We start from the raw sequence: 20,882 nt of genomic DNA, 5'->3' as shown, positions 1-20,882 counted from the left end.
GCGATGTAATGATCATTTGCGCTCCTGTTGCAGCGAGGTTGAAACGGGGGTGGCCGGCACGCCGAATTCGGCCTGCAGGATTTTCTCGACCCGGTAGGTGGTCGATTGGGCGAACAGCTTGGCGCGGCGCAGCGCGTCGGGATCGACGGGTTCGCCGGCTTCGTGCGCGCGGATCACCGCGTCGGCCTCGGCAACCTTTTGCGCGTCGGTCTTGGTCGGCGGTGCGGCCTTGGGTTCGGTGGCGGCCATGGCCGCGTCGAGCTGGCCCTGGGTGGGAAGTTGCGGCGCGGGCCGCGCGGTCATGCTTTCCATCGCCGGCGTCGGCGATTGGCGCGACGGCATGGGCAGGTGTACGAGCTTGCCGGCTCGCTCCGCTTCCTGGCGGAGCAGGCGGTCGCGTGCGACCTCGGGCGAGAAATGCTTTCGGCGTTCCTTGAACTCGGCCTTTTGCGCGGCCAGGAACCGGTCCATGTCGGCGCGGGCCGCCATGGCATATTCCTGCTCCGACAGCCCCGAGCGTTCCCAATTGACGACGGTGTCGATGTAATTGCCGGCGTCGTCGAAGACGAACAGCGCGCCCAGGTCATCCTCATCCCGGCGGAGCTGGACCGGGCGGCCCATCCACGGGACCAGCGCCTCGGACCAATAGCGGCCGCCGCGCCAGCGGATGCCGCGCTTGCCGACGACGGCCTGGCCGACATAGGCGCTGAGCGCGAGCTTCAGGACGGTTTCATGCGGAGCAGCGCGCGCCGGCACCGGCGACGATTGCCACCGCTCCATCGGCGTCATGCCGATCGTCGAGTGTCGGCGCAGATGGTATTTGCCGTCGATCCAGGCGTCGATGATGTCCTGAAGGCCCTGGGCGGTCAGCGTCGGGACGACGACGGCCCGGCCGGTGCGCTTCTTTGCGGCCGCGCGGAGCGCCTGGGCCTGGGCGACGTTGTGGCCGGCAAAGCCGTCGAGCATCGCCGCGCGGTCATGGTTAAAGGTCTTGAACAGCCGCTCGACATAGGGCTTGTCTTCCGGGTGGCCGGGCAAACAGGGGTCGAGTTCGATACCCAGCGTTTCGAGCGCGGTGCGGATCGAGGCGTTGATGAAGCCGGAGCCGTTATCGACCTTCAGCCGGGCGGGCATGACGCCCCAGGCGCGGATGGTGTCGACCAGGATGCGGCGGACCGACTGGGCGCTTTCGCTGTCCACCACCTGGTAGCGGGCGCGGCGCGACCAGCGATCGATAATGCCCAGGATCGACTTGCGCCCTTCGACGCACAGGACGTCGGCCTTGGTCGTGTCGATCTCCCATACTTCGTGGGCATAGGTGACGGTGGCATCCATGCGGCCGAGCGCGGGGCGCATCGCGCTCTTGAACCGATCGGGGTCACGCTGGGCGGTGAAGAAAACGCGGTTCTCGCGCTCGGCGCGGCGGATGAAACGCTGGATGGTGCGCAGCGTCGGCAGGGCGGCGGTGCCGGCGTCATTGGCCGCAGGCAGGTCGGGGCCAGCGTCACCGCCAAACATCGCTTCCAGCAGCTCGAGCACTTCGGTGGCGGGGCGGCGGCGCGCCTCAAGCAGCACCAGGATGGCGTCGGCGATGTGCGGATTGCGATCGAAGAAACAGGTGCCGTCGGGCCGACCCCGGCGCGTGCCCGACGGGCGAGCCTGCGACAGGAAACGCGATTGATAGTCGGCCAGCGCGTCGGCCGGCAGGTCGGCGACGCAATAGAGCCGACCGCCACCGGGGCCGCTGCGTTCGCGGAAGGGCCAGCACTCCTCGGCGGCGCGATACGTGACACCGCGCTTGGTGCCAGGCAACCCCGCCAGGCGCATGTCGGCGATCTGGGCGGCGGTCAGCCAGCGATTTTCGAACGGGCGCGGCGGCGCGGGATCGGCCGCCGGCGTCGTTGCCGCCCGTGATGTCATCCCCCCGGACGCAATCATGCAAGCAGCGCCCAGATGATCAGGATTGCGAGTCCGAGCGCGACGCAGGTCAGCGCCCCCACCGCGACCAGACAGCCTGCGAGCATGTCCAGCTCGTCGTCGCCGGTCATGACCACAGCCCCTGGCTGAAGATAGCGAGCGCCAGGCCGATCAGCGCCGGGACGACGCGGTTGCTCATCACCCGTTCGAAGCGGCGGGCGCGTTCAAACCACCGCGCGTCTCGCGGCGATACAGATTGAGAACATGACTTGGCCGGACCGGCGTGATACGCGCTCATGCTGCGGCAAGCTCCCTGGGCGAGAGGGGGCGCAAAAAGACGCGGCTGCCGTCGGACCGATATCGGGAAGGCCAGATTTTATGGGGTTTTTGACCAAGGGCTTCGGCGATGACGCGCTCGCAATGCGCGGACGCCCGCTTGCGCAGCGCAATCGTCACCACCTGTTTGCTGACACCGGCACGCAGCGCCAGCGCGGTCAGCGTGATGCCGCGTTTGCGCAGCTCCGCCTTGATGTCCTCGGGATGCCAATCGGTCACTATCATGCGCGTTCCTTCAACGGATGGCTGCGATAGTGGCTAGATAGCATCATATTTTATGTCAAGTGATATTATGAGGGGCTAGTGGAAGACCGTGCGCCTTTTCAAATGTCGGATACGATCCGCGCGTTGCTGAATGAGCGGGTGAGGCGGTTCGGCACTCAGCAAGCCGTTGCCGATGCTGCGGGTATGCCGAAAGCGACCCTCCAGAAGATACTTTCGGGAGGAAGCGAGCCAGCGTTTTCACGCATGGTCAGCCTCGCGCGCGTCCTAGGCCTGTCGCTGGATGAGATTGCGCGTGGGCAGGAGTCGAATGCGGCTCAGGTGCTGGGGCCTTTGGCGAACATGTTTGTCAGTGAGGCGGCTAAATCCGTTAGTCTGGACGCGGTGTCTATCCCGATGGATCAAGTTCAAGCCTCAGCGGGGCCGGGTGCACTGGCTCTGGAGGAGGGAAAGACGAGCGACTTCATCGGCTTCCCGAGGCATTGGCTGAAACAGTGGTTCGGCAGCTACGACCAGCTCCGCCTCGTCGGGATCAAGGGTGACAGCATGGAGCCGACGCTGAGCGACGGCGACCTGGCGATGATCGACCTGGCGCGGCGCGAGCCGTCGGACGGTGTCTATGCGCTCGTCCTCGACGGCATGTTGCTGGTGAAGCGACTGGCCCTGGCCGGGCCGGGGTTCGTGCGGGTGATCAGCGACAACAAGTTGAGCGATGGGCCGCGCGACATTGACGTCGAGGCGGAGGCGGACAATTTCCGCGTCGTCGGCCGGGTGGTTTGGGCAGGGGGGAAGCTGTGATCCTATTCGGAGTGATCCTTTTGGCGATTGGCGTTGTCTCGGCGCTGGGATCATTGGCGGTTGACGTGTCGGTAAGCGTCAACGCCTGGCAGATCGGCGTGAGTGAGGTTTCCAACCTGTCGCTCCTCCAGCAGCAAATGATGCTGTTCAACACCGGCTTGGCGTCGGCCGTCGCGGGGATCGCGCTGATCGCGGCGGGCAATGTCGAGAAGCGCGTGAACATGATGGCGCGGCGACCAGATGCGCCGGGTCGCCTGGACGCGTCCGGTGAGGCCGAAGAGACTGCGCAGATTGATCATGAAGCGCCGGAGCTGCGGCCGATCGATACCGGATCAGGCGATCGCATCGTTCTGGGTATCATGGCGGCAGCCACATTGATCATCGTGATTGTGTGGCAGGTTTCCACCTGAGCGAGCTGGCGGCGGTGATCCAACACCGATACGTCACCCCGATCCGAAAGGGCCGCTGGTGTGCCACGATCGAGCAGGCCATGGACGTGGCGGTGCGGGCCAGGGCCGGATGGCGCGACCCGTTGAACGGGCGGTTCTATGCCGACGTGTTCACCAGCTTTGAGCGCCGGGAGGTGGTGGAGCCTGGCAGGTCGGGGCGCGCGCCTGATGGACGGGCCCAACCCCGATCGCTCCCGCTAAAGGAGAGGGGCTTTTAGGGGTCAGCGTTGAAACCAGCTCAGCCCCTCGTTGCTATCATCCGTCGGCCTGAAGGTCGCGGCGGTGCCGCAGCGTGCCGGCATCGATGGCACGGGGGCGATACGGCCCAGACGGCGATCGGCGGCTTGCCAGCGTTCCTGGGCGATGCGGCGGCGCGCCTCCTCCATCGACACATTGTCGCGCACCGCGCGTTCGAACGTCGCGCGGCACCGGCGGAGACGATCGGCTTCGGCCTGGTCGTGGGACGGGCGGCTCATGACGCAAGCCGAGCCGGCTCCGCGCCAGCGCCCATCGGGCGATGCAGGTCGGCTGCACGGCCGCTTGCAACGCCGTTTAGATAATCCTTCCAGTTAGTCGCGTTGTCGACCTTGCCAGGATCACGGCCCGCGATCGTCTGCAGCTGAAACTTGGCAGCGACGTGCTTCACCAGCGCCTCATCCCGATCGGCGGGTGGTGCCATCGCCTCGATCTTGCGCGTGACCGTCTGGACCCAGCCTTCGCAGAAGATGTCGGCGCGCGCCGTTTTGCGGCCCGGTCGAACGCGCCGCAGCTTGGCCTCGATGTAGGTCGATCGTGCGCGCTTCAGCTGCCGGTGCAGGACCGTGAACGCATAGGCCGCCAGCTCGGCCGAAGGCGAGCGACCGACGAAGCGATACTGCTTTCCGTCCAGGAACGCTTTGCAAGGGATAGCGCGCGTGACGGCCCATAGCAGATTGCCCTCCCATGCCGGCGGGCGCTGGCACCGATTGCCGGAGGCGGTTGCTTCGTCGAAGGCGACGTCCGCGCGGTCGATACCATGCTCGCGCATCAATGCCTGGGCTTTAGCGAGGGCGGCGGCGGCCTCGTGCTCGTTGGAGCTGTGGGCGAGTGCCAGGCATTTGCGGATCCGCTCGATCAGGATCCTGCGGCGATCGTCGTCAGCTGACATGGAAGTCCTCCGTCAAAGCAATTTGGGCTGGGTCTGAGCCGAGCTGGCCACCACGCCGCGCGCCTGCATTTCGAGCTGGAGATAGGCGCGCGCCCAGTCGGGGCGGATGCCGAGGCGGCGGGCCTCGGCGTCCGGGTCGACGGCGCTCAGGTCGCGGCAGCCGCGCAGCTCGATCAGATAGGTGGTGAGCGGCCGCGCCATGTCACTCGGCCGCAATCGCCTGGCGGGTCAGCAGGAAGCTGAACATCCGCGGCTGGCCGTTCTCGGGCTTGATGACCTCGATGCCGGCGCGGTCGAAGCCGGGGAACTCGGTCGCCAGGCCCGCCTGGGCGGCGCTGCGCAGGCCGACGGCGATGCGATAGCCTTTGCCGGGCTTTCCCTTGGCCTGGAAGCCGCCGGTCGGATCGAGGACGATGGCGAGCTTGCCCGCGTTGTTGTCGCTGCCCATCATCAGGCGGACCGAGACAGCCTCGGCGGCGAAGCCCATCTTGGCCGCCAGCGTGCTGCCGATCTGGATGGCGATGTATCCCCGCTTGCCCGCGCCATCCTTGCCCATGCCCCAAGTGCTGACGCGCACGCCATCGACGGGGCAGGCGTTGGCGACGGGATCGACCCGTGCAATGGTGTTCCAGGACATGATCGTGATCCTTGCGCTCATGGTCTGGCCGGGCCACAATCGGCACGTCGGCCGCGCCGCCGGTTGACGCCGCCTGGATCAAGTAGATTGGCGATGTGCGGGGGGGGTAACCGATGGCGGTTATCGGCCGCGCCCGGCAATTATCGGGCGGGCGATTTTAAGGCCCGTAGAGCACGATCGATGGTGAAGTGGCCCCCAACTACCCGGAAGCGGATCGATGTGGCCTGGTGGCCGTGTTCATGGTGAACACGGCATGTTTGATTTGGCGGCCTTTCCGCGCTCCGTCAGCGCGCTATGCTAGGGCGGCTTCGAACGGGAGGGCGCAATGTTTTTTCAGGATTTGGACGGCACTCGATATCCGGTCTCGCGGATCGTGGAAGTGCGCCGGCAAGAAAAGGGATTGGTGCATGTCGAATTGTCGGAACCCAGCAAGATCGTGCAGGCCTATGGCGACTTGCTTGACCGTGTGTTGTGGGGGCCGATGACCACGATCCCGGCATCGCCCGGCACCTATGCGCTGGACGAGGACTTTGACAATGATGAGCAGGTTCGACTGATTTGGAGGGTGCCGATCATTGGGTGGTCAATCAATCAAGCCGGGGACATGACGCCGATTGTCGCGCGCCTGGGTGTCGCCCATTCGCTTTCAATCACAGCCATCCTCCACCCGGACGGGTTCGTCGCTGACGAAAGCGGCCCCAACTATCCGTCGCTTGAAGAGTATCTGGCGCAAAAGCAGGCGCGTCTCGCGATCCCCGGGCGGGAGTGATTCGGGCGCTTACCACCGCCCCTCGTCGTAGCGTCGGGCCAGCGGGGCTAACGCCCGCGCGATCCAGCGCGCGATCGCGGATCGCTGCCGCATGGCGCGGATGATCTCGGGCAGGGTCATGTGATCGAACAAGCCGCGATAGGCCGGAGCGCGCCACAGCGCGTCGGCCTCGCGGGCGCGGACCTGGTCAACGTCGCTGCCATAGAGCAGCGCCGACACCTGGACCTCAACCTCGTGGCCGAGCAGCTCGCGCCAGCGGCGCACCGGCGGGGCGAGCAGCCAGGTTGCGATCGGCAGGACGGCGGCGATCGATGCTAGGCCCGAGAGCTGATAGATGCCCACGCCGATCGCGGCGGACGCGAGGTAGACGAGCTGGGCGAGGATCTGCTCGGTGCGCTCGTGCGCAAGCACCGCGCCGGTGGCGGCGGGCTTGCGCCAATACATCGTGATCCAGGCGAGGCCATTGGATGCGTTCTTGCCTGGCGTGCCATCGGAGAGCCTGACCAGGGTCGCCAGAGGGAGGATGCGCCAGCGCCTCACAGGAACAGCGCCGCCTTTCGAGCGGCGGCGCGCGCTGCCACCCAAGCTGCCAGCTCGCTTGACGGGTGCAGGCCGTCGATGACGGCGACGCCGCGCACCGGCACGCCCGATGCCATCGCCCCGGCGATCGCCGGGAACACGGTGCAGGTGACGTTGCCGACCCCGCTCACCGCCGTGACCGTCGTCACCGCCGCGCCGGCCTGGCCCGCGTTGATGGCGATCGCCGCGCCGACCGGGATCGGCCCGCGCACCGTGATCGACGTGGCACCCGCCAGCGTCGCCGCCTGCAGCGTCGTGTTGATGGTCGAGAAATCCGCGCGCCACTTGCCTTCCGCCGCCGTGCCCAGCGTCTCGCGCCCGTCGAACAGGTGCCCGATGAACTCGAACGCATCGACCCCGGCGGGAAGGCCCGCCAGCGCGTTCTGCACCTGCTGGGTGAACCCGCTCGGCCAGTCGTGGGACGTGACGAACGCCTGCCCGGCGGCGGTGGTGAACTGGCTCGTGTCCGTCGTCGTGTAGGGCGTGAAGCCCAGCTGCAGCAGCGGCACCGGCCAGATCGCCTTGGCCAGGTTGTTGCTCACCGTGATGCGGTCGCGCCAGGTGTTGAGCGACCCCGTGCCGTCGTTCAGCCCCATCTGATTGATGATGCGCGTGAAGGGCAGGTTGGGCAGCGCCGCCATCATCTCGCCGCGCCGCGTGAAATGCGACGCCAGCGTGTTCTGGCGACACGCCGCCGAGGGCGCGGCCAGCTTGGCATAGGGCACGCGCCGCGCGCCGCCATCGGTGCTGTCGAGCCAGCGCGCGACCCAGCCTCGATTGTTGCGCGCGTCGGCGGTGTTGTTCGCTTCCCCGGTGCCGGCTGCGATGCTGTCGCCCAGGATAAGGACAACATCGCGTCCGTCACTGCCCTGGGCCACCGCCGCATTCGCGCCATAGGCATAGAGGTTGCCCGGGGCGTTGTTCGGGATGGTGCCACCGGTCAGAAAGGCGGCGCGCGAAGTGTTGCCAAGCGTCCAGGCGTCGCCGTTGGCGGCTATCGGGAAGAAGCTGCCGAGCATCGCGGCCGAGCCGACCACCGCCCGCCATGCGGTGATGACCTGGATCCGTCGGCGTGGGGTGACCAGCAGGTCGACGGGGTCGCTCCACGCACCTGCGCCAGGCGCGAGCGTGACGCCGGCCTGGCCGTTGAACGTCAGCTGACGTCGGTCATTGCCGACCAGCATCGCCGCACCTTCGATCACGATCGGCTGATTGCCGTCGACCTCTTGCGTCAGCGCGCCTGCGTTGCCCCGGATGGTCCAGTTGGAGAAGTAGAAGCGATAGCCGTTGACGGGGTAGTCGGGGGACCAGGCGCTGCGGATCGAGGCACCATATTCCTGGGCGGCGTTCGTCGTGTAGATCCCCAGATGCTGGTTGGCCTCCAAGCCCGTGGCGGCGAACAGCCACGGTGTGGTCGCAGCGATGGAAGGCACGCCCAGGCGCGCCAGGGAGCGCGCGCTGGCGCCGCCCCCATTACCGGACGCCCGCACTCAAGCCTCCGCAATCATGTTGCTGGCGGTGGTGCCGGTTGCGCGGACGAAGCGCGCCCGCACGGCGATGTAGCTGCCGTCCGCCAGGTTGCGATAGGTGACGTCTGCCGACGCATCCCTGCCGCGCAGGGTGACATCGCCCCCGGTGCCGACATAGATGCCTTTCGGGATCGGGTTGAGTTCGACCGCGTCGCTCGGCACGACCGCGTAGGGCGCGGTCGACGGCGCGACCAGGTCGTCGGGTTCGTCGGCGAACTTGTCCATGGGGCTGATCCTTGAGGCTTGGCGTTGGCGTTGGGCCGCTTGCGTTTGCGCGCTCGGCCTGCGATGCAGCCAATCGCAGCGCGCCCGCCCCTTGCCGGTAACCGGCATCGGTTACCCGGCGCGTCTTTCCGCCGATCCTACCCGGTCGGCATGGATCAGAAGAAACCCCGCATCCGGCTGTTTCGCCCCGGCACGTTCACCTCGAACGAAGGCCGGGTCGTGTCGCTGAGCGAAGCCGACCTGGCGGCGATCGCCGCCGCCTATGATCCCGACGCCGACCCTGCGCCGCTGGTCGTCGGCCATCCGCGCCTCAACGATCCCGCCTATGGCTGGGTCGGCCGGTTGGCCGTGGAGGATGGCGAGCTGATCGCAGACGAGCTCGACCGCGTCGAGCCGAGCTTTGCGGAGACCGTCCGCGAGGGCCGCTACGCCAAGGTCAGCGCGCAATTCTACATGCCCGGCGACCCCAACAGCCCCAAGCCCGACACCTGGTATCTGCGCCACATCGGCTTCCTGGGCGCGAAAGCGCCGGGCGTGAAGGGTCTCGGCACCGTCCAGTTCGATGGCCAGGCCGACGGCCTGGTCACGCTCGATCTCAACACCCCGAAAAAGGAAATCTCGATGTCCGAGAAGGATCTGGCGAGCTTCGCCGAGAAGGAAAAGACGCTCAACGAGCGCGAGGCCGCGATCGCGGCGCGCGAAAAGGCCGCTCGCGACGCCGAAATCAAGGCGCGCCACGACGCCCATGTCAGCTTCGCCGAGGGCCTGGTCAAGGAAACGAAGCTGGCCCCGGCCGGCAAGCCGCTGCTGGTCGGCGTGCTCGACGCGCTCGATGCCGAGGCCAAGGTCAGCTTCGCCGAAGCCGGCGAGATGACGCCGGCCGACGCGCTGAAGAAGTTGCTCGTCGGCGCACAGCCGCTCGTCAGCCTGGCCGAGGTCGGCAAGCCCGAGAAGGACGCGACGGAGACGGCGGTCGCCAGCTTTGCCGCGCCGGACGGCTATGACGTCGATCCCAAGCAGGCGGCGCTCTACGCCAAGGCGCGCCAGCTGCAGGCCGACAATCCCGAGCTGTCGTTCATGGACGCGGTCCGCCGCGCCCAGGCCGCGTAACCGCCGCCCGGCCCCGTTCGGCTGCCCCTTTTCCACCCCGTTTGAGGTAGAGACCCATGCAATCCACCCCCTTTTTCAAGATGACGGTCATCGCGACCGCCGCGATCACCGGCAACCGCTTCCTCGGAATGCTGACGGGCGCTCATTGCGCTGCGAATGCCAAAGCACAGGGTGTCGCCAACTTCGACGCTGCCGCCGGTGATGCAGCCGCAGTGACCGTGCTCGGCACCGAAAAGGTCGAGAGCGGCGCGGCGGTCAATGCCGGCGTTGCGGTGAAGTCTGACGCCATCGGTCGCGCGATCGCGCAGGCCGGCGCGGGTGAAATCCTCGGCTACGCCGTCACCCCCGCCACTGCCGCCGGGCAGCTGATCGAGGTGCTGCTTACGCCCTGATCGCTGCGGCGCGATCTTTCTTAGCCCGGGGAGGCGGCCTGTGCAGACCAGGCGGCGCAACGGCCTCCCGCCCCTTTCTTTTCGTCACGAAGGATGAAGTCCAATGGCCACCGGCGAGCAAATGAACCTGGCGCAAGTCCGCGTCGTCGACCCGATCCTCTCCACCCATGCGCGCGGCTATATGAACGCCGACATGGTGGGATCGGCGCTGTTCCCCACCGTTGAAATGCCGACGCGCGGTGCCAAGCGCATCGAGTTCGGCCGCGACGCGTTCCGCCGCCGCCGCACCCGCCGCGCGCCCGGCACGCCGATCGCGCAGATGACCGTCGGCTATGAAGGCAAGACGGTCCTGCTGCACCAGGAGGCCCTGCAGGCGATCACCCCGACCGAGTATCAGGAAGAAGCGCGCGCGGTGCCGAACATCGACCTGCAGCGCGAGAGCGTGGACGTGGTGCTGGCGGTGATCGCGCTGGAGAAGGAAATCCAGCAGGCCGAAGTCGCGCGCAACGCGGCGAGCTATGCCGCGGCCAACAAGGTCGCGCTGGCCGGCGACTTCAAATGGTCGGACCCGGACAGCAACCCCAAGGAGCAGGTGTTCGACGCCAAGGAAGTGATCCGCAAGCGGATCGGCCGTCGCCCGAACACTCTGCTTGTTTCCGGTGCGGTCGGATCGGCGCTGGGCAAGCACCCGAAGATCCTCGACCACTTCAAGCACACCCAATCGTCGGCGATCAGCCTGGCGATGCTGGCCAGCTATTTCGACATCGCCAACGTCGTGTCGGGCGACGCGATCTATGACACCGACGACGCGACCAGCGTCGATGTGTGGGGCGGCGACGCGATCCTGGCCTATGTGCCGCCGGCCGGCCAGCGCAACATGCGCCTGCCCAGCTATGGCTACACCTATCAGCTGCGCGCTCACCCGGCGGTCGGCGCGATCGATTGGGACAAGGACCTGTTGTCCTGGACCAACAACGTCATCGACGAATTCTCGGCCGAGCTGGTCGGCGCGGACGCCGGCTTCCTGTTCCAGGGCGCGCTGTAAGCGCGCGCTGATCCCGACGTCCGCGCCGCCTGATCCAGGCGCGGCGTCCGGGCGGGTGGCGGTGGGTGTCAAAGGCAGTGCCTTACGCCGCCGCCCGCCTGGCTCTCATCTCCCATGGAGGGTTTCATGCCCAAGGCACTCTACAAGCTGCTCACCCCGATGCCGAAGGGTCGCGAGGTCCTGCCGATCGGCGACCTTGTCACGCTCAATGTCGCCGAAGCCGCCTATCTCGAAACCGTCAAGGCGATCGAGTTTGTCGAGTTCGTGCAGAGCGAGGAGGGCGATGACGCGCCGACCTCGGCCGACGTGAATTACTTCCTGTCGAAGCTGCCCGCCGATCAGGTGGAACTGCTGCGCCAGGCGCTGGTCGGCACCACCGCGCTCACTGTTCCCCCGCCGGAGCTGGAACCGGGGCCGGTTCCGGCCCCCGTCGCCGCCGAGCCTGTGACGTCGGTCGAGCCTGGTCCGGCGACGTCTGAGGCGGCCCCCGAACCCACGCCGCCGGTTGCTCCCGAACCCGCCCCTGCCCCTGCGCCTGCCAAGCCGGTGCGCGCCAAGGCGAAGCCCAAGTCCGAATAATGGGCGATGCAACGCTCTTGAAGCGTCCGGCCGAGGCGGTCACGACGACGGTCATGTTCGCGGCCGGCGTCCAGTCAGCCGCGCTGATCGATGTCGTCGCGCGCGGCCTGGTTCAGGGCGGCGCGGCGCTGGATGCGCAGGTGCGGGTCGACCAAGCCGGCGTGCACCTGGACCTGTCGGGCGGCGCGGATGGCGAACGATATCGCGTCATCCTGCTCGGCATCACCGCGACCGGCCAGGAGCTGCAGGTCGAGGTCGAGGTCCTGGTCATCGATCCCGACTGGATCATGCCGGATGGCGGCGCGCCTTACCTCAGCATCGACGCATTTGTCCGCCGCTTCGGCCTGGACGAGGTGGTCCGGCTCACCGATGGTCGGGGCGACGGCCGCATCGATCGGGACCTTCTGGTCGCGGCATTGATCGACGCCCAGGCGATCGCCGAGGCATCGTTGGCGACCAAATATGCGCTGCCGCTGGCGGTCGTGCCGCCGATCGTCCAGGCGATCGTCGCCGACCTGGCGCGCGCGCGCCTCTATCCCGGTGGCGCGCCGGAAGGCGTGGCCGAGCAGGCCAAGGCCGCAATGCGGATGCTGGAGCGCATCCAGTCGGGCGCGATGACGCTGGCGGTCGAGGCGCGGCCGCAGGACGCGGTGAGCGAAACGCCGGTGATGATCGCGCAGGGCCGGCGCGCCTATCCCGATGGGCTGGCGGGTTACTGATGGCCGGCGGGATCGAGCTGACCATCGAGCTCGACGATGCGCTTGAGGTCAGCCTGCGCCGCGCGATCGCGGCGAGCGAGGATCTGACCGAGCCGATGGGCACGATTGCCGGGATCATGTTTGACGCGGTCCAAGACCGGTTTGAACGCGAGGTTGATCCGCTAGGCGTGCCCTGGAAGCGAAGCCAGCGCGCGATCGAGGATGGTGGGAAGACGCTGCAGGAAAGCCGCCAGCTGCGCGATGCGATCGTGCCCGAGTTCGGCCGCGACTTCGCGACGGTCGGCGTGCAGGACCAGCCGGCCTCGCGGCGCGACACGCCGGTCCGCGACTATGCGCGCATCCATCAGGAGGGGGGCACGATCCGCCCGCGCACCAAGCGGGCACTGAGCTTTGCCGGCCGCGTCGTCGCCAGTGTCACCATGCCGCGCCGCGCTTATCTGGGCCTGAGCGCAGAGGAGCGTGAGGAAATCCCCGCCGTCCTGGTCGGCCATCTCGACCGTGCGTTCCGGGGCGCGCCATGATCGCGCTGCAGCCGATCGTCGATCGCCTGAAGGCGGCGGGCTTCGCCCAGGTCGAGGGCGTGATCGAGTTCGCGGGCCTGCAGGACCCGCCACGGGTCGTGCCGGCGCTTTATGTGGTGCCGGAGGCCGAAGGCGCGAGCGCCAACCGCATGGCGGGCATCGTCGATCAGCGGGTTACCGCGGCCTTCCTGGTCGTCGTCGTCCTGGGCGGCCAGGCTCGCGCGGACGGCAAGGTCAGCGCCGAGCTGGAAATCCAGTCCGGGCGCGCGCGCGATGCGCTGATCGCCTGGAAGCACCCGCAGGCCAGCGGCCCGTTCGAATATGCGGGCGGCCGCCTGCTGTCCGTTGACGGTTACCGTCTCGCCTGGGCCGTGCGCCTTACCGCCCCGTATCATCTGAGGAAATGAGCTGATGTCCAGACGCACCCGCGCGGCCGATGCCGCATCCGCCCCGGTGGGGGCGGCCCAGACCAAGGCCCGGCCGCGCGACGCGCAGGGCCGCGAGCTCGACGAATGGGGCCTGCCGCTGATCGGCCCGGCGCGCCAGCGCGCGCTGGCCGAGCTGGCCATGCCCGATCCCAACACCCACCCGGCGGCTTGGTCGCGCAGGCAAGCCGTGACGGCCGCGCCGATCGAAACCCCCGAACAGGAGACCCCGAGCGATGGTTGACGCAACCAAGGTCGTGCTGGCCAAGAAGGAAGTCACCTATGGCACCGACAGCGTGCCGACCGCCGCTGCCAACGCCATCCTGACCCGCAATTATTCGGCCAAGCCGATCGAGCTGGACCGGGTCGAGCGCAACCTGGACACGCGCATCTATGGCGCGGAGGCGACCGTGCCGGGCGCGAAGCGCCAGACGCTGGCCTATGAGGTCGAAATCGCGGGATCGGGCGCGGCGGGCACGGCCCCGGCCTGGATGGAGCTGCTCGAAGGCTGTGGGATGACCGCAGCCGTGCTCGATCCGGGCATCAGCGCGACCCAGGGCTTCGCGCTGCCCGGCGTGGAGCCGACGTCGCTGACCCATCATCATTACATGTCGGACCAGCGCCGCCGCACAATCGGGTCGGTCGGCACCTTCACGATGGACTTCACCGCCGGGGCCTATCCGTTCATCGGCTTCAACTGGATCGGCCTGTTGCCGGTTGCGACGCCGTTCGACAAATCGGCCCCGGCGGCGGTCAACCTCGCGCGCTGGAAACAGCCGGTCGAAGTGTCGACCGAGCAGACCGAGATGACGCTGGACGGCTATGTGCCGATCTTCCGCTCGTTCAACCTGGACGCTGCGGTGACCACGGCGTTCCGCAACCTGGTCGGCCGACGCTATGTCCGGCGCGGCGGTCATGCGATCAGCGCCACGGCGGTGGTCGAGGCCCCCGACATCGCGGTGAAAGACTATCTGCAGCGGCTGTCGACCGGCGCGTTGGTCCAGTTCGAGCTGACGCACGGCACGGCCGCCGGCAACATCATCGAGCTGGTCGCGCCCAAGGTCCAGGTGACCGACATCACCGAAAGCGAGGAGGACGAGATCCTCATGTGGACGATCCAGATGGCGTTCACCGTCGACGGCGGCTCACCCGACCTCACCATTATCGCGAAGTGACAGCCTGCCGGTCGGCTCGAATGCCGACCTGCAGCGCCCCTACAACGAAGGATCAGTCGATGTTCAAGGTCATTGCAGATCGTCGCGCCTGGTGGCCGGTGATCTTTGCCGGGGTCAGCGAAGAGGGCGGCGTCGTCGCCAACGAAATCGAGCTGCGCTTTCGCCTGGTCGACGAGGACCAGATGCGCGAGCTGGTCGGCAAGTTCGCCGAGCTGGCCGAGGACGATGCCGGCCTGGCCGCTTATCTGAAGCTGGGCGAGCTGTTTCCGGGCGAACCGATCAGCCTGTCCATGATGCGCGCGGCACTGGTGATGCGCATCGCCGACGACTGGCGGAAGGTCGGGGCGGAGAATGGCGAGCCGCTGCGCTTCGCGCCCGAAAACGTGCTGGCGCTGGTGAAGGTGCCCAATGCGTTCGACGGCATCGCCCGCGCCTTCATCGCGTGCTGGAAGGCGGAGCCGGAGATCCGCGCGGGAAACTGAGCGCCGCTGCGCGCGCCTGGGCAAGCGGGCGTGGCGGACGCCGAGCAAAGGCCGACGACGTGCTGACCAGTTCCGCAATCCTGCCCGATTGGATGGCCGCCCGCGCCGAGCGTGACGTGATCGAGCTTGCGCCCGACGAGGCGCAGGCATTCGGGCTGTTCGTCGCGCTGGACACGCAATGGCGGCGTCACCCGATGACCGGCACCCGCCTGGGCCTAGACTATGCGGTCATCCCGGTCACCGCCGCGATGCTCGACATCCCTATGTCCCCGGCCATGCTGGCTGACCTGCGCGTCATGGAGGCCGCCGCGATCGGCGAGATGGCCAGGCGGGAGCGCCGCGCATGACCGACCTTGTCGTTGCCGTCCGGCTGAAGGCCGACGGGTCGGGCCTGGTCGGGCAGCTTCAGGCGTCGAAGGCCGAACTGGACGGACTGGCAGGCGCTGAGAAGCGCGCGGCGACCGAGGCCAAGGGGCTGTCGGTAGCGACCGAGGGTGTCGCGGCCAGCGCGAAGTCGGCCGAGCGAGCGAATGAGGGCCTGCGCCAGTCCCAGGCGCGGGTGACGGCGGGTGCCGGCGCACAGCGCGCCGGCCTTCAGCAGCTCGGTTTCAACCTGCAGGACGTGGCGGTCCAATACCAGGCCGGTACTGCCGCCGGCATCATCTTTGCGCAGCAGGGCGGCCAGATCATCGGGGCGTTGAGCCTGATGGGTGCGGGCGCGGGCACGGCGACGGGCCGGTTTGCGGCGTTTGCGCGGCTGATGGCGGGGCCGTGGGGCGCGGCGCTGGGCGTCGCGGTGACCCTTATCGGTGTGTTCAGCCAAAAGCTCTTCGAGACCGCCGACGCCTCAAAGGCGGCGGAGCTTGGGGCCAATGGCCTGTCCCAAGCCCAGTCGGCTTTGGGCGAAATCTTCGACCTCACCAGCGGCAAGATCAAGGCCCAGAACGAACTGCTGATCCTCAATGCCCGGCTGACCGCGATCAACCTGCGCGCCGAGGCGCTGGCGGAGCGGACCAGCGCGCGCAAAGCGTTTGACCAGGCGGGCAGTCCGTCGGTTGGCAACCGGGCGTTGGCAGCAGGTCAGGGCTTCGCCAACAGTGGCGTCACCGGCGCGCTTGCTGGCGCATTTGGCGGTGATCGCGTCGCTCAACGCAACGCGGCCAATTTGCGCAACATCGTCGGCAACGTCCGGTCGGGCCAGCTGCCGATCGAAACCGCGCTGCGCCTTTCGGAGACCCAGTCGTTCGACGGGCTGAAGCTGTCGCGCGAGGATTTCCAGAAGGCGCTGATCGAGACGGTTTCGTCGACCGCGAAGGAGCGAACCGCCGAGCTGATCGACCAGTCGCTGGCCGATGGCGTGCTGGCGACCGAGCTGCGCCGCGAAGGGCGGACGAAAAAGCCGAAGGCCGATCGCTCGGCCGAGCGCGCCGCCAAGGAAGCCGAACGGCTTGCCGGTTTCGGCGACCGCGCCGCCGACACGATCGCGCGCCTGGGCGACCAGTTCGGCGGATTGTCGAGCGAGCTGGTCCGCGCCAATGAGGCGAGCCGCGACCTCGACAACCTGATCGCCGAGCTGGAGAAGCGCAAGCCGCCCAACTACCAGCAGCTCGTCGACCAGGCGAAGGCGCTCAAACCCCTGATCCAGGACAGCCTGGTCCGGCCGTTCCGCGACGCGCTGGTCGAGCAGGAGCGCCAGATCGAGCTGGCGACGCTGGCCGCCCAGGGGCGTGACGCGGAGGCGGCCGATCGCCAGCTGATCTATCAGATCATGCGCGAGATCGGCGTGGAGAGCGAGGACCAGCTCGCCGTCGAGCTGGCCAAGCGCGGGGTCACCGCCGACGAGGTGCGCCAGCGGTTCGCCAATCTGGGCGTGATGCGCCAGACGTCGCGCGAGATCGACGTCCAGCGCGAAAAGCAGCAAGCCTATCTCGGCTTGATCGACGACGCGCGGGCCGCGACCGAGCAGCTGTTCGCGACCCTGCGCACCGACGGCACCCGCGCGATCGGCGACTATTTCAACAACCTTCTGTCGTCGTTCGACCAGTTGTTCGCACGCCAGCTGACCGAGAGCCTGTTCGGCGATTTCTTCCGCGACCTGCAGGACCAGGTCACCGGGGCAGACAAGGTCAGTGCGGCGGGCGACCGCATCGCCGACGAGATGGACGATGCCGGCAAGGCGGTCGCGAACTTCGCGACCGTCGTGACCAAGGCGGCCGACCGGATCGCCAGCGGCGGCGCGGCGGCGGATGATGGCGGCGATATCACCGTGGTGGGGCGCAGGCCGGGCGGCGTCGGCAATCCATTCCTGGCCGGCTTCACCGAGATCACGGACGGCCTGGGCAAGAGCCTGAAGAGCACCTTCACCTCAGTATTCGGCGACAAGGGCATTTTCAGCGACGCGACCCAGAAGGCGGTCGGCAAGGCGTTCGGCGGTGCCCAGGTCGGCGCGACGTTCGGCAATGCGCTGACCGATGCGTTCGGCATCAAGGGGAGCAGCACCGGCGGCGCCATCGGCGGGGCGATCGGCCAGGCGGTCGGGTCGAGCGTCGGCAAGGCGCTGGGCTCGGCCGCCGGGCCGATCGGCGCGATTGCAGGCGGCTTGCTCGGCTCCGTCGTTGGCGGGTTGCTCAAATCGACCAAGCGGGCCAGCGCCACCGTCACCTCGGTCGATGGTCCCGCCACTGTCACCGGCAACAGCGGGTCGCGCGAGCGCGCTGCCAGCGGCCTGGCGACCAACATCCAGGACGGGTTGCGCCAGGTTGCCGAGCAGCTCGGCGGCGGCCTCGGCAATTTCAGCGTATCGATCGGCGTGCGCAACGACGATTTCCGGGTCGATACGACCGGATCGGGCCGGACGAAGGGACCGACCAAGAGCGAGAGCCGCAACGAGCAGCTTGGCCTGTTCAATTTCCGCGACGACGCCCAGGCCGCCGTCAATTTCGCGATCGCGGACGCGATCAAGGATGGCGCTGTCACCGGCCTCTCGGCGGCGGTCAGCAAGGCGCTGCAATCGTCGACGGACCTCAACAAGGCGATCAGCGAGGCGCTGAAGGTCCAGGAAGTCGAGATCCTGGCCGGTGGTCCCGGTGCCGCGATCCGCCAGGAGCTGGCCGAGTTCGACCGCACCGCCAAGGAACGGCTGCGCATCGCGCGCGACTATGGCCTGGACGTGATCGCGATCGAGCGCGTCAATGCCGAGCAGCGCACCAAGCTGGTCGATGACCTGCTCAAGCAGCGGGTCAGCGGCCTGAAGGCGTTCCTGGACGACACCCGGTTCGGCAGCCTGGCCGAAGGGTCGCTGATCGACCAGCGCACGACGCTGCAGGCGGAAATCGCGAAGGCGCGCGCCGACGCGGAGGCCGGCGTCGATGGCGCGGCCGACCAGCTGGCCGACCTCAGCCGCCGGTTGCTGGAAGTGTCGCGCGACGCCTTCGGGACCGCAGGTGGGGAGTTCGCCGCTGACCGCAGCAATGCGATCAGCACGGCCGAGGCGATCATCAAGGCCGAGAACGACCGCATTCGTGCCGCCCAGGAGGCGACGGGTGCGACCAACGCCAAGCTCGATACCTCCAACGCCCTGGCGGACGAGGCGAACGACCTGCTGGCGCAGATCAATGCCGGCATCCTGCAGCTCGGCACGTTGAACGGCGGCATTGCCCTCGCCCCTGGCGTGGGATCGCAGGATTACAGCCGCCACTTCCTGACCCGCGAGGCCCTCCTGTGAGCCGGGTTTATCACCTGCGCGCCTGGCCCCGCAATCCGGCGACCGGGGCGGTGGTGCCGGTGCGCCTGGCGGGCGGCGGGCGCGTCAAGCCTTATCCTGAAGGCTATCGCGCGGGCATCATGAGCCAGCCGAAATTCTCGGCGCAGTTCGGTTACGAGCAGCGCGGCTTTTCCGGCAGCACCAGCCCCGTCTCCGCCGCGATCGGCTTTGCGCCGGCGCGGCCCGAGCTGCTCGACGAGCTTGCGCAATATTACTGGCCGGACGCGGCGATCGAGATCGATGCCGGCGACGAGGCGGGCGCGCTGGCGCGCGTGCTGACGGGCACGATCGCGCGCGACGAGATCCGCGAAGGTCGCCTGATCCTGACCGCCGCCGACCCGTCGGTCCGCCTGGACAAGCCGCTGACCGACCGGTTCTTTGCCGGCACCGGCGGCATCGAGGGGCCGGCGACGATCAGCGGCGCGCTGAAGCGCCGGGCGTTCGGCCGCGTGTTCAACGTCGAGGGCCGGGTGCTCGACCCGGCGACCAACATCTATGAGTTCGCCGATCCCGGGCGGCCGTTGCAGGGCTTTGCCGCGTTGCGTGACAAGGGCCGTGAAGGCCCGATGCAGGTGGTCGCCTGGCAGGGCAGCGCCGACGCGACCTTCGCGACCCTGCAGGGCGTCGCGGTCGATCCAGGCGGCGGTGCGGTGGCCCCGTCGATCGCTTGCGCCAAATGGTGGACCCAGCCGGCGGGGCCGCTGACCGCCGACCTGCTGGGCGAAATCGGCGCGGGCTATGCCGAAACCGCTGCCGATATCGGCGCGGCGATCCTCGCGAGCGCGGGCGGCCCGGCGCTGGCGGATATCGCTGCCGCGCGCGTGCTGCGCCCGGCCGCCGCCGGCATCTACATCGACAGCGAGGAGACCGCCGCCCAGGCGCTCGACCGGCTGTTCCTGGGCGTTTCGCTGTTGTGGGTGATCGAGCCGAGCAACGTTGTGTCGCTGCGCCCCTGGACCTTCGCGCCGGTGGCAACGCTGCGCGGCGAGTATCTGGGCCGTCAACAGACGATCGCCCCGATGAAGACGCGCCGCCTGGGCTATCGCCGCAATCAGCGCGTGCACCAGGATGGCGAGATCTCCGCCATCGTCGCAGCGGGTGAGATCGGTTACGAGGACGGCACGTCGCTGGAGCAGGCCCGCGCCGACCTGTTGGCGCGGATCGACGCGGTCGAACAGGAGGTCGAAGACGCGATCACCGAGGTCGCGCAGGCGGCCGACGCGCTGCTGGCGATCGGCGGGGACGGCAAGCTCGACCCGTTCGAAAAGAAATCGGTCCTGGTCCCCAATGCGCGACGCCTGCAGGCGATTTACCTGCTGCTGACCGCGCAGGCGCAGGGCATAAGCGATCCCGATGTCGCGGCCGCCGTCGCGGCGGCCAATTCGACGCGCGGTGACTGGGTCGCGATGCTGAACGCGATCGCGCCGGCATGGAACGACACGAGCCAAAGTTCCAACATCAACCGGGCGTTCTATAACGACGTCCTGGCGGCCTATGAGGCGGCGCTTAATGCGCTGACCCAGGCGCTGCGCCGTTTCGCCCAGACGATCGCGTCGGCGGCGCTGACGCGGGCGGAGCGGATTTCGTCCGATGGCTGGATCACGGCCGGCAAGGAAAAGGCCGAGGTCCTTCAGGACTATAACGAGCTGGTCGACCGGTTGAACGCGCTGGTCATCAAGCACGACAATCTGGGTCAGCCGGCCAGCGTGACGGCGGCGCGCCAGGCCGCCGGCGCGGCGGTGTATCTGGACCAGCCGGGCAGCTTGGGGATGCTGCTGTTCAACCTCAACCCGCCATTGAGCAATGGCAACAGCGACACGGCCGTCGATCCGATCGTCTATCGCAACCGCTGGCAGGTGGCGCTGGCCCGGGTAGCGGAGTTCGAAGTGGCGATGCTGGGCCTGGTGCCTGCGGCAATCCAGGACGCGGTCAACGACATCCTGGCGCTGTCGAACGACGGCAAATGGTCGGCGTTTGAAAAGCGCACCTCGCTTTATCGCCAGAATGCGGTGCTGGAGAGCACCTGGTCGCTGCTAGACGGCAAGGCAGCGCAGATCGTCGGC

26 protein-coding genes are annotated in these 20,882 nt (G+C 68.0%); 16 read left to right on the top strand and 10 right to left on the bottom strand.

Translation table 11 applies throughout. The features are described from left to right. Window positions 1-12: 12 nt before the first annotated feature. The 3 genes from AX709_RS03285 to AX709_RS18125 all read right to left on the bottom strand — a co-directional run bounded on the left by AX709_RS03285 (window position 13) and on the right by AX709_RS18125 (window position 2,478). Window positions 13-1,920, bottom strand: a complete 1,908-nt coding sequence (locus tag AX709_RS03285) for a DDE-type integrase/transposase/recombinase (protein WP_066546744.1) — start codon at window positions 1,918-1,920, stop codon at window positions 13-15. A gap of 124 nt (window positions 1,921-2,044) precedes the next feature. Next, the gene (locus AX709_RS18480; RefSeq protein WP_156454133.1) at window positions 2,045-2,215 is read right to left on the bottom strand and encodes a hypothetical protein; all 171 of its coding nucleotides are present in this window, start codon (window positions 2,213-2,215) and stop codon (window positions 2,045-2,047) included. Beyond that, window positions 2,212-2,478: a helix-turn-helix domain-containing protein gene (locus tag AX709_RS18125; protein ID WP_082731602.1), complete on the bottom strand. Its 267-nt coding sequence runs from the start codon at window positions 2,476-2,478 to the stop codon at window positions 2,212-2,214. Before AX709_RS18125 ends, AX709_RS18480 begins: the two co-directional genes overlap by 4 nt. Window positions 2,479-2,580: 102 nt before the next feature. Here AX709_RS18125 and AX709_RS03275 point away from each other — a divergent pair, with 102 nt between their 5' ends. Together AX709_RS03275 and AX709_RS03270 are read left to right on the top strand one after the other, a co-directional pair. Continuing rightward, window positions 2,581-3,273: an XRE family transcriptional regulator gene (locus tag AX709_RS03275; protein WP_066546738.1), complete on the top strand. Its 693-nt coding sequence runs from the start codon at window positions 2,581-2,583 to the stop codon at window positions 3,271-3,273. A 20-nt stretch (window positions 3,274-3,293) separates the two neighbouring features. Next, a complete protein-coding gene (locus AX709_RS03270; protein WP_156454132.1) occupies window positions 3,294-3,683 on the top strand; it encodes a hypothetical protein in 390 nt (129 codons plus the stop codon). 260 nt (window positions 3,684-3,943) lie between these two features. Here AX709_RS03270 and AX709_RS03260 read toward each other — a convergent pair whose 3' ends face one another. From AX709_RS03260 to AX709_RS03245, 4 genes are read right to left on the bottom strand one after another with little or no spacing between them, the layout of a single operon-like run. Further along, window positions 3,944-4,198: a hypothetical protein gene (locus AX709_RS03260; RefSeq protein ID WP_066546732.1), complete on the bottom strand. Its 255-nt coding sequence runs from the start codon at window positions 4,196-4,198 to the stop codon at window positions 3,944-3,946. Continuing rightward, on the bottom strand, window positions 4,195-4,869 hold the full coding sequence (locus tag AX709_RS03255; RefSeq protein WP_066546730.1) for a DUF7168 domain-containing protein: 675 nt from the start codon (window positions 4,867-4,869) through the stop codon (window positions 4,195-4,197). The genes AX709_RS03260 and AX709_RS03255 overlap by 4 nt, the downstream gene beginning before the upstream one ends. A gap of 12 nt (window positions 4,870-4,881) precedes the next feature. After that, window positions 4,882-5,070 carry a hypothetical protein gene (locus AX709_RS03250; RefSeq protein ID WP_066546728.1) on the bottom strand — a complete coding sequence of 63 codons (189 nt, stop codon included), beginning with the start codon at window positions 5,068-5,070 and terminating at the stop codon, window positions 4,882-4,884. A gap of 1 nt (window position 5,071) precedes the next feature. Then, complete coding sequence (locus AX709_RS03245) at window positions 5,072-5,506, bottom strand: hypothetical protein (protein ID WP_156454131.1); 435 nt, start codon at window positions 5,504-5,506, stop codon at window positions 5,072-5,074. 325 nt (window positions 5,507-5,831) lie between these two features. On the opposite strand from AX709_RS03245, the gene AX709_RS03240 reads away from it, so the two are divergent. Further along, complete coding sequence (locus AX709_RS03240; protein WP_066546724.1) at window positions 5,832-6,275, top strand: hypothetical protein; 444 nt, start codon at window positions 5,832-5,834, stop codon at window positions 6,273-6,275. A 9-nt stretch (window positions 6,276-6,284) separates the two neighbouring features. Here the strand turns inward: AX709_RS03240 and AX709_RS03235 are convergent, their stop codons facing one another. Genes AX709_RS03235 through AX709_RS03225 form a run of 3 tightly spaced genes read right to left on the bottom strand, consistent with a single transcriptional unit; the run spans window position 6,285 to window position 8,608 of the window. Continuing rightward, window positions 6,285-6,815, bottom strand: coding sequence for a hypothetical protein (locus tag AX709_RS03235; protein WP_156454130.1), 531 nt, complete (start codon window positions 6,813-6,815; stop codon window positions 6,285-6,287). After that, entirely contained in the window at window positions 6,812-8,287 is a 1,476-nt protein-coding gene (locus AX709_RS03230; protein WP_156454129.1) for a hypothetical protein, read from the bottom strand. The genes AX709_RS03235 and AX709_RS03230 overlap by 4 nt, the downstream gene beginning before the upstream one ends. Window positions 8,288-8,344: 57 nt before the next feature. Then, on the bottom strand, window positions 8,345-8,608 hold the full coding sequence (locus AX709_RS03225; RefSeq protein WP_066546712.1) for a spike base protein, RCAP_Rcc01079 family: 264 nt from the start codon (window positions 8,606-8,608) through the stop codon (window positions 8,345-8,347). A 150-nt stretch (window positions 8,609-8,758) separates the two neighbouring features. Here AX709_RS03225 and AX709_RS03220 point away from each other — a divergent pair, with 150 nt between their 5' ends. From AX709_RS03220 to AX709_RS03160, 13 genes are all read left to right on the top strand, one after another. After that, window positions 8,759-9,718, top strand: coding sequence for a hypothetical protein (locus AX709_RS03220; protein WP_066546710.1), 960 nt, complete (start codon window positions 8,759-8,761; stop codon window positions 9,716-9,718). Window positions 9,719-9,798: 80 nt separating this feature from the next. After that, window positions 9,799-10,110 carry a capsid cement protein gene (locus AX709_RS03215; RefSeq protein WP_231727403.1) on the top strand — a complete coding sequence of 104 codons (312 nt, stop codon included), beginning with the start codon at window positions 9,799-9,801 and terminating at the stop codon, window positions 10,108-10,110. 103 nt (window positions 10,111-10,213) lie between these two features. Then, complete coding sequence (locus AX709_RS03210; protein ID WP_082731601.1) at window positions 10,214-11,155, top strand: major capsid protein; 942 nt, start codon at window positions 10,214-10,216, stop codon at window positions 11,153-11,155. 126 nt (window positions 11,156-11,281) lie between these two features. Continuing rightward, a complete protein-coding gene (locus tag AX709_RS18830; protein WP_197432011.1) occupies window positions 11,282-11,734 on the top strand; it encodes a hypothetical protein in 453 nt (150 codons plus the stop codon). Between the two features lie 17 nt (window positions 11,735-11,751). After that, complete coding sequence (locus tag AX709_RS03200; RefSeq protein ID WP_231727402.1) at window positions 11,752-12,453, top strand: DUF1320 domain-containing protein; 702 nt, start codon at window positions 11,752-11,754, stop codon at window positions 12,451-12,453. Continuing rightward, on the top strand, window positions 12,453-12,974 hold the full coding sequence (locus AX709_RS03195; protein ID WP_066546697.1) for a phage virion morphogenesis protein: 522 nt from the start codon (window positions 12,453-12,455) through the stop codon (window positions 12,972-12,974). The genes AX709_RS03200 and AX709_RS03195 overlap by 1 nt, the downstream gene beginning before the upstream one ends. Further along, window positions 12,971-13,381 (top strand): phage tail terminator protein, encoded by a 411-nt coding sequence (locus AX709_RS03190; protein WP_066546691.1) that lies wholly within the window; start codon window positions 12,971-12,973, stop codon window positions 13,379-13,381. Before AX709_RS03195 ends, AX709_RS03190 begins: the two co-directional genes overlap by 4 nt. Before the next feature lie 4 nt (window positions 13,382-13,385). Next, window positions 13,386-13,643, top strand: coding sequence for a hypothetical protein (locus tag AX709_RS03185; protein WP_156454128.1), 258 nt, complete (start codon window positions 13,386-13,388; stop codon window positions 13,641-13,643). Further along, entirely contained in the window at window positions 13,636-14,574 is a 939-nt protein-coding gene (locus AX709_RS03180) for a phage tail tube protein (protein ID WP_066546689.1), read from the top strand. The genes AX709_RS03185 and AX709_RS03180 overlap by 8 nt, the downstream gene beginning before the upstream one ends. A gap of 59 nt (window positions 14,575-14,633) precedes the next feature. Further along, window positions 14,634-15,056 carry a hypothetical protein gene (locus AX709_RS03175; RefSeq protein ID WP_066546686.1) on the top strand — a complete coding sequence of 141 codons (423 nt, stop codon included), beginning with the start codon at window positions 14,634-14,636 and terminating at the stop codon, window positions 15,054-15,056. Between the two features lie 59 nt (window positions 15,057-15,115). Then, window positions 15,116-15,403 (top strand): DUF1799 domain-containing protein, encoded by a 288-nt coding sequence (locus tag AX709_RS03170; RefSeq protein ID WP_231727401.1) that lies wholly within the window; start codon window positions 15,116-15,118, stop codon window positions 15,401-15,403. Continuing rightward, window positions 15,400-18,780 (top strand): hypothetical protein, encoded by a 3,381-nt coding sequence (locus AX709_RS03165; protein ID WP_066546682.1) that lies wholly within the window; start codon window positions 15,400-15,402, stop codon window positions 18,778-18,780. Before AX709_RS03170 ends, AX709_RS03165 begins: the two co-directional genes overlap by 4 nt. Beyond that, window positions 18,777-20,882, top strand: a 2,106-nt coding sequence (locus AX709_RS03160; RefSeq protein WP_156454127.1) for a hypothetical protein, incomplete at its 3' end; no start/stop codon positions are given. The genes AX709_RS03165 and AX709_RS03160, both read left to right, overlap by 4 nt.

The sequence above is a fragment of the Sphingomonas sp. CCH15-F11 genome, from assembly GCF_001557005.1.
Taxonomy (GTDB): Bacteria; Pseudomonadota; Alphaproteobacteria; order Sphingomonadales; family Sphingomonadaceae; genus Sphingomonas.
Note: the sequence above shows the minus strand (reverse complement) of the source record. Positions and strands in the feature narration are given on the sequence as shown.

Bases quoted from the DNA above. Each gene is read 5' to 3' on its own strand.
- AX709_RS03285 (WP_066546744.1), bottom strand. From the start codon at position 1,920: ATGACATCACGGGCGGCAACGACGCCGGCGGCCGATCCCGCGCCGCCG.
- AX709_RS18480 (WP_156454133.1), bottom strand. From the start codon at position 2,215: ATGAGCGCGTATCACGCCGGTCCGGCCAAGTCATGTTCTCAATCTGTA.
- AX709_RS18125 (WP_082731602.1), bottom strand. From the start codon at position 2,478: ATGATAGTGACCGATTGGCATCCCGAGGACATCAAGGCGGAGCTGCGC.
- AX709_RS03275 (WP_066546738.1), top strand. From the start codon at position 2,581: ATGTCGGATACGATCCGCGCGTTGCTGAATGAGCGGGTGAGGCGGTTC.
- AX709_RS03260 (WP_066546732.1), bottom strand. From the start codon at position 4,198: ATGAGCCGCCCGTCCCACGACCAGGCCGAAGCCGATCGTCTCCGCCGG.
- AX709_RS03255 (WP_066546730.1), bottom strand. From the start codon at position 4,869: ATGTCAGCTGACGACGATCGCCGCAGGATCCTGATCGAGCGGATCCGC.
- AX709_RS03250 (WP_066546728.1), bottom strand. From the start codon at position 5,070: ATGGCGCGGCCGCTCACCACCTATCTGATCGAGCTGCGCGGCTGCCGC.
- AX709_RS03245 (WP_156454131.1), bottom strand. From the start codon at position 5,506: ATGTCCTGGAACACCATTGCACGGGTCGATCCCGTCGCCAACGCCTGC.
- AX709_RS03240 (WP_066546724.1), top strand. From the start codon at position 5,832: ATGTTTTTTCAGGATTTGGACGGCACTCGATATCCGGTCTCGCGGATC.
- AX709_RS03225 (WP_066546712.1), bottom strand. From the start codon at position 8,608: ATGGACAAGTTCGCCGACGAACCCGACGACCTGGTCGCGCCGTCGACC.
- AX709_RS03220 (WP_066546710.1), top strand. From the start codon at position 8,759: ATGGATCAGAAGAAACCCCGCATCCGGCTGTTTCGCCCCGGCACGTTC.
- AX709_RS03215 (WP_231727403.1), top strand. From the start codon at position 9,799: ATGACGGTCATCGCGACCGCCGCGATCACCGGCAACCGCTTCCTCGGA.
- AX709_RS03210 (WP_082731601.1), top strand. From the start codon at position 10,214: ATGGCCACCGGCGAGCAAATGAACCTGGCGCAAGTCCGCGTCGTCGAC.
- AX709_RS18830 (WP_197432011.1), top strand. From the start codon at position 11,282: ATGCCCAAGGCACTCTACAAGCTGCTCACCCCGATGCCGAAGGGTCGC.
- AX709_RS03195 (WP_066546697.1), top strand. From the start codon at position 12,453: ATGGCCGGCGGGATCGAGCTGACCATCGAGCTCGACGATGCGCTTGAG.
- AX709_RS03190 (WP_066546691.1), top strand. From the start codon at position 12,971: ATGATCGCGCTGCAGCCGATCGTCGATCGCCTGAAGGCGGCGGGCTTC.
- AX709_RS03185 (WP_156454128.1), top strand. From the start codon at position 13,386: ATGTCCAGACGCACCCGCGCGGCCGATGCCGCATCCGCCCCGGTGGGG.
- AX709_RS03180 (WP_066546689.1), top strand. From the start codon at position 13,636: ATGGTTGACGCAACCAAGGTCGTGCTGGCCAAGAAGGAAGTCACCTAT.
- AX709_RS03175 (WP_066546686.1), top strand. From the start codon at position 14,634: ATGTTCAAGGTCATTGCAGATCGTCGCGCCTGGTGGCCGGTGATCTTT.
- AX709_RS03165 (WP_066546682.1), top strand. From the start codon at position 15,400: ATGACCGACCTTGTCGTTGCCGTCCGGCTGAAGGCCGACGGGTCGGGC.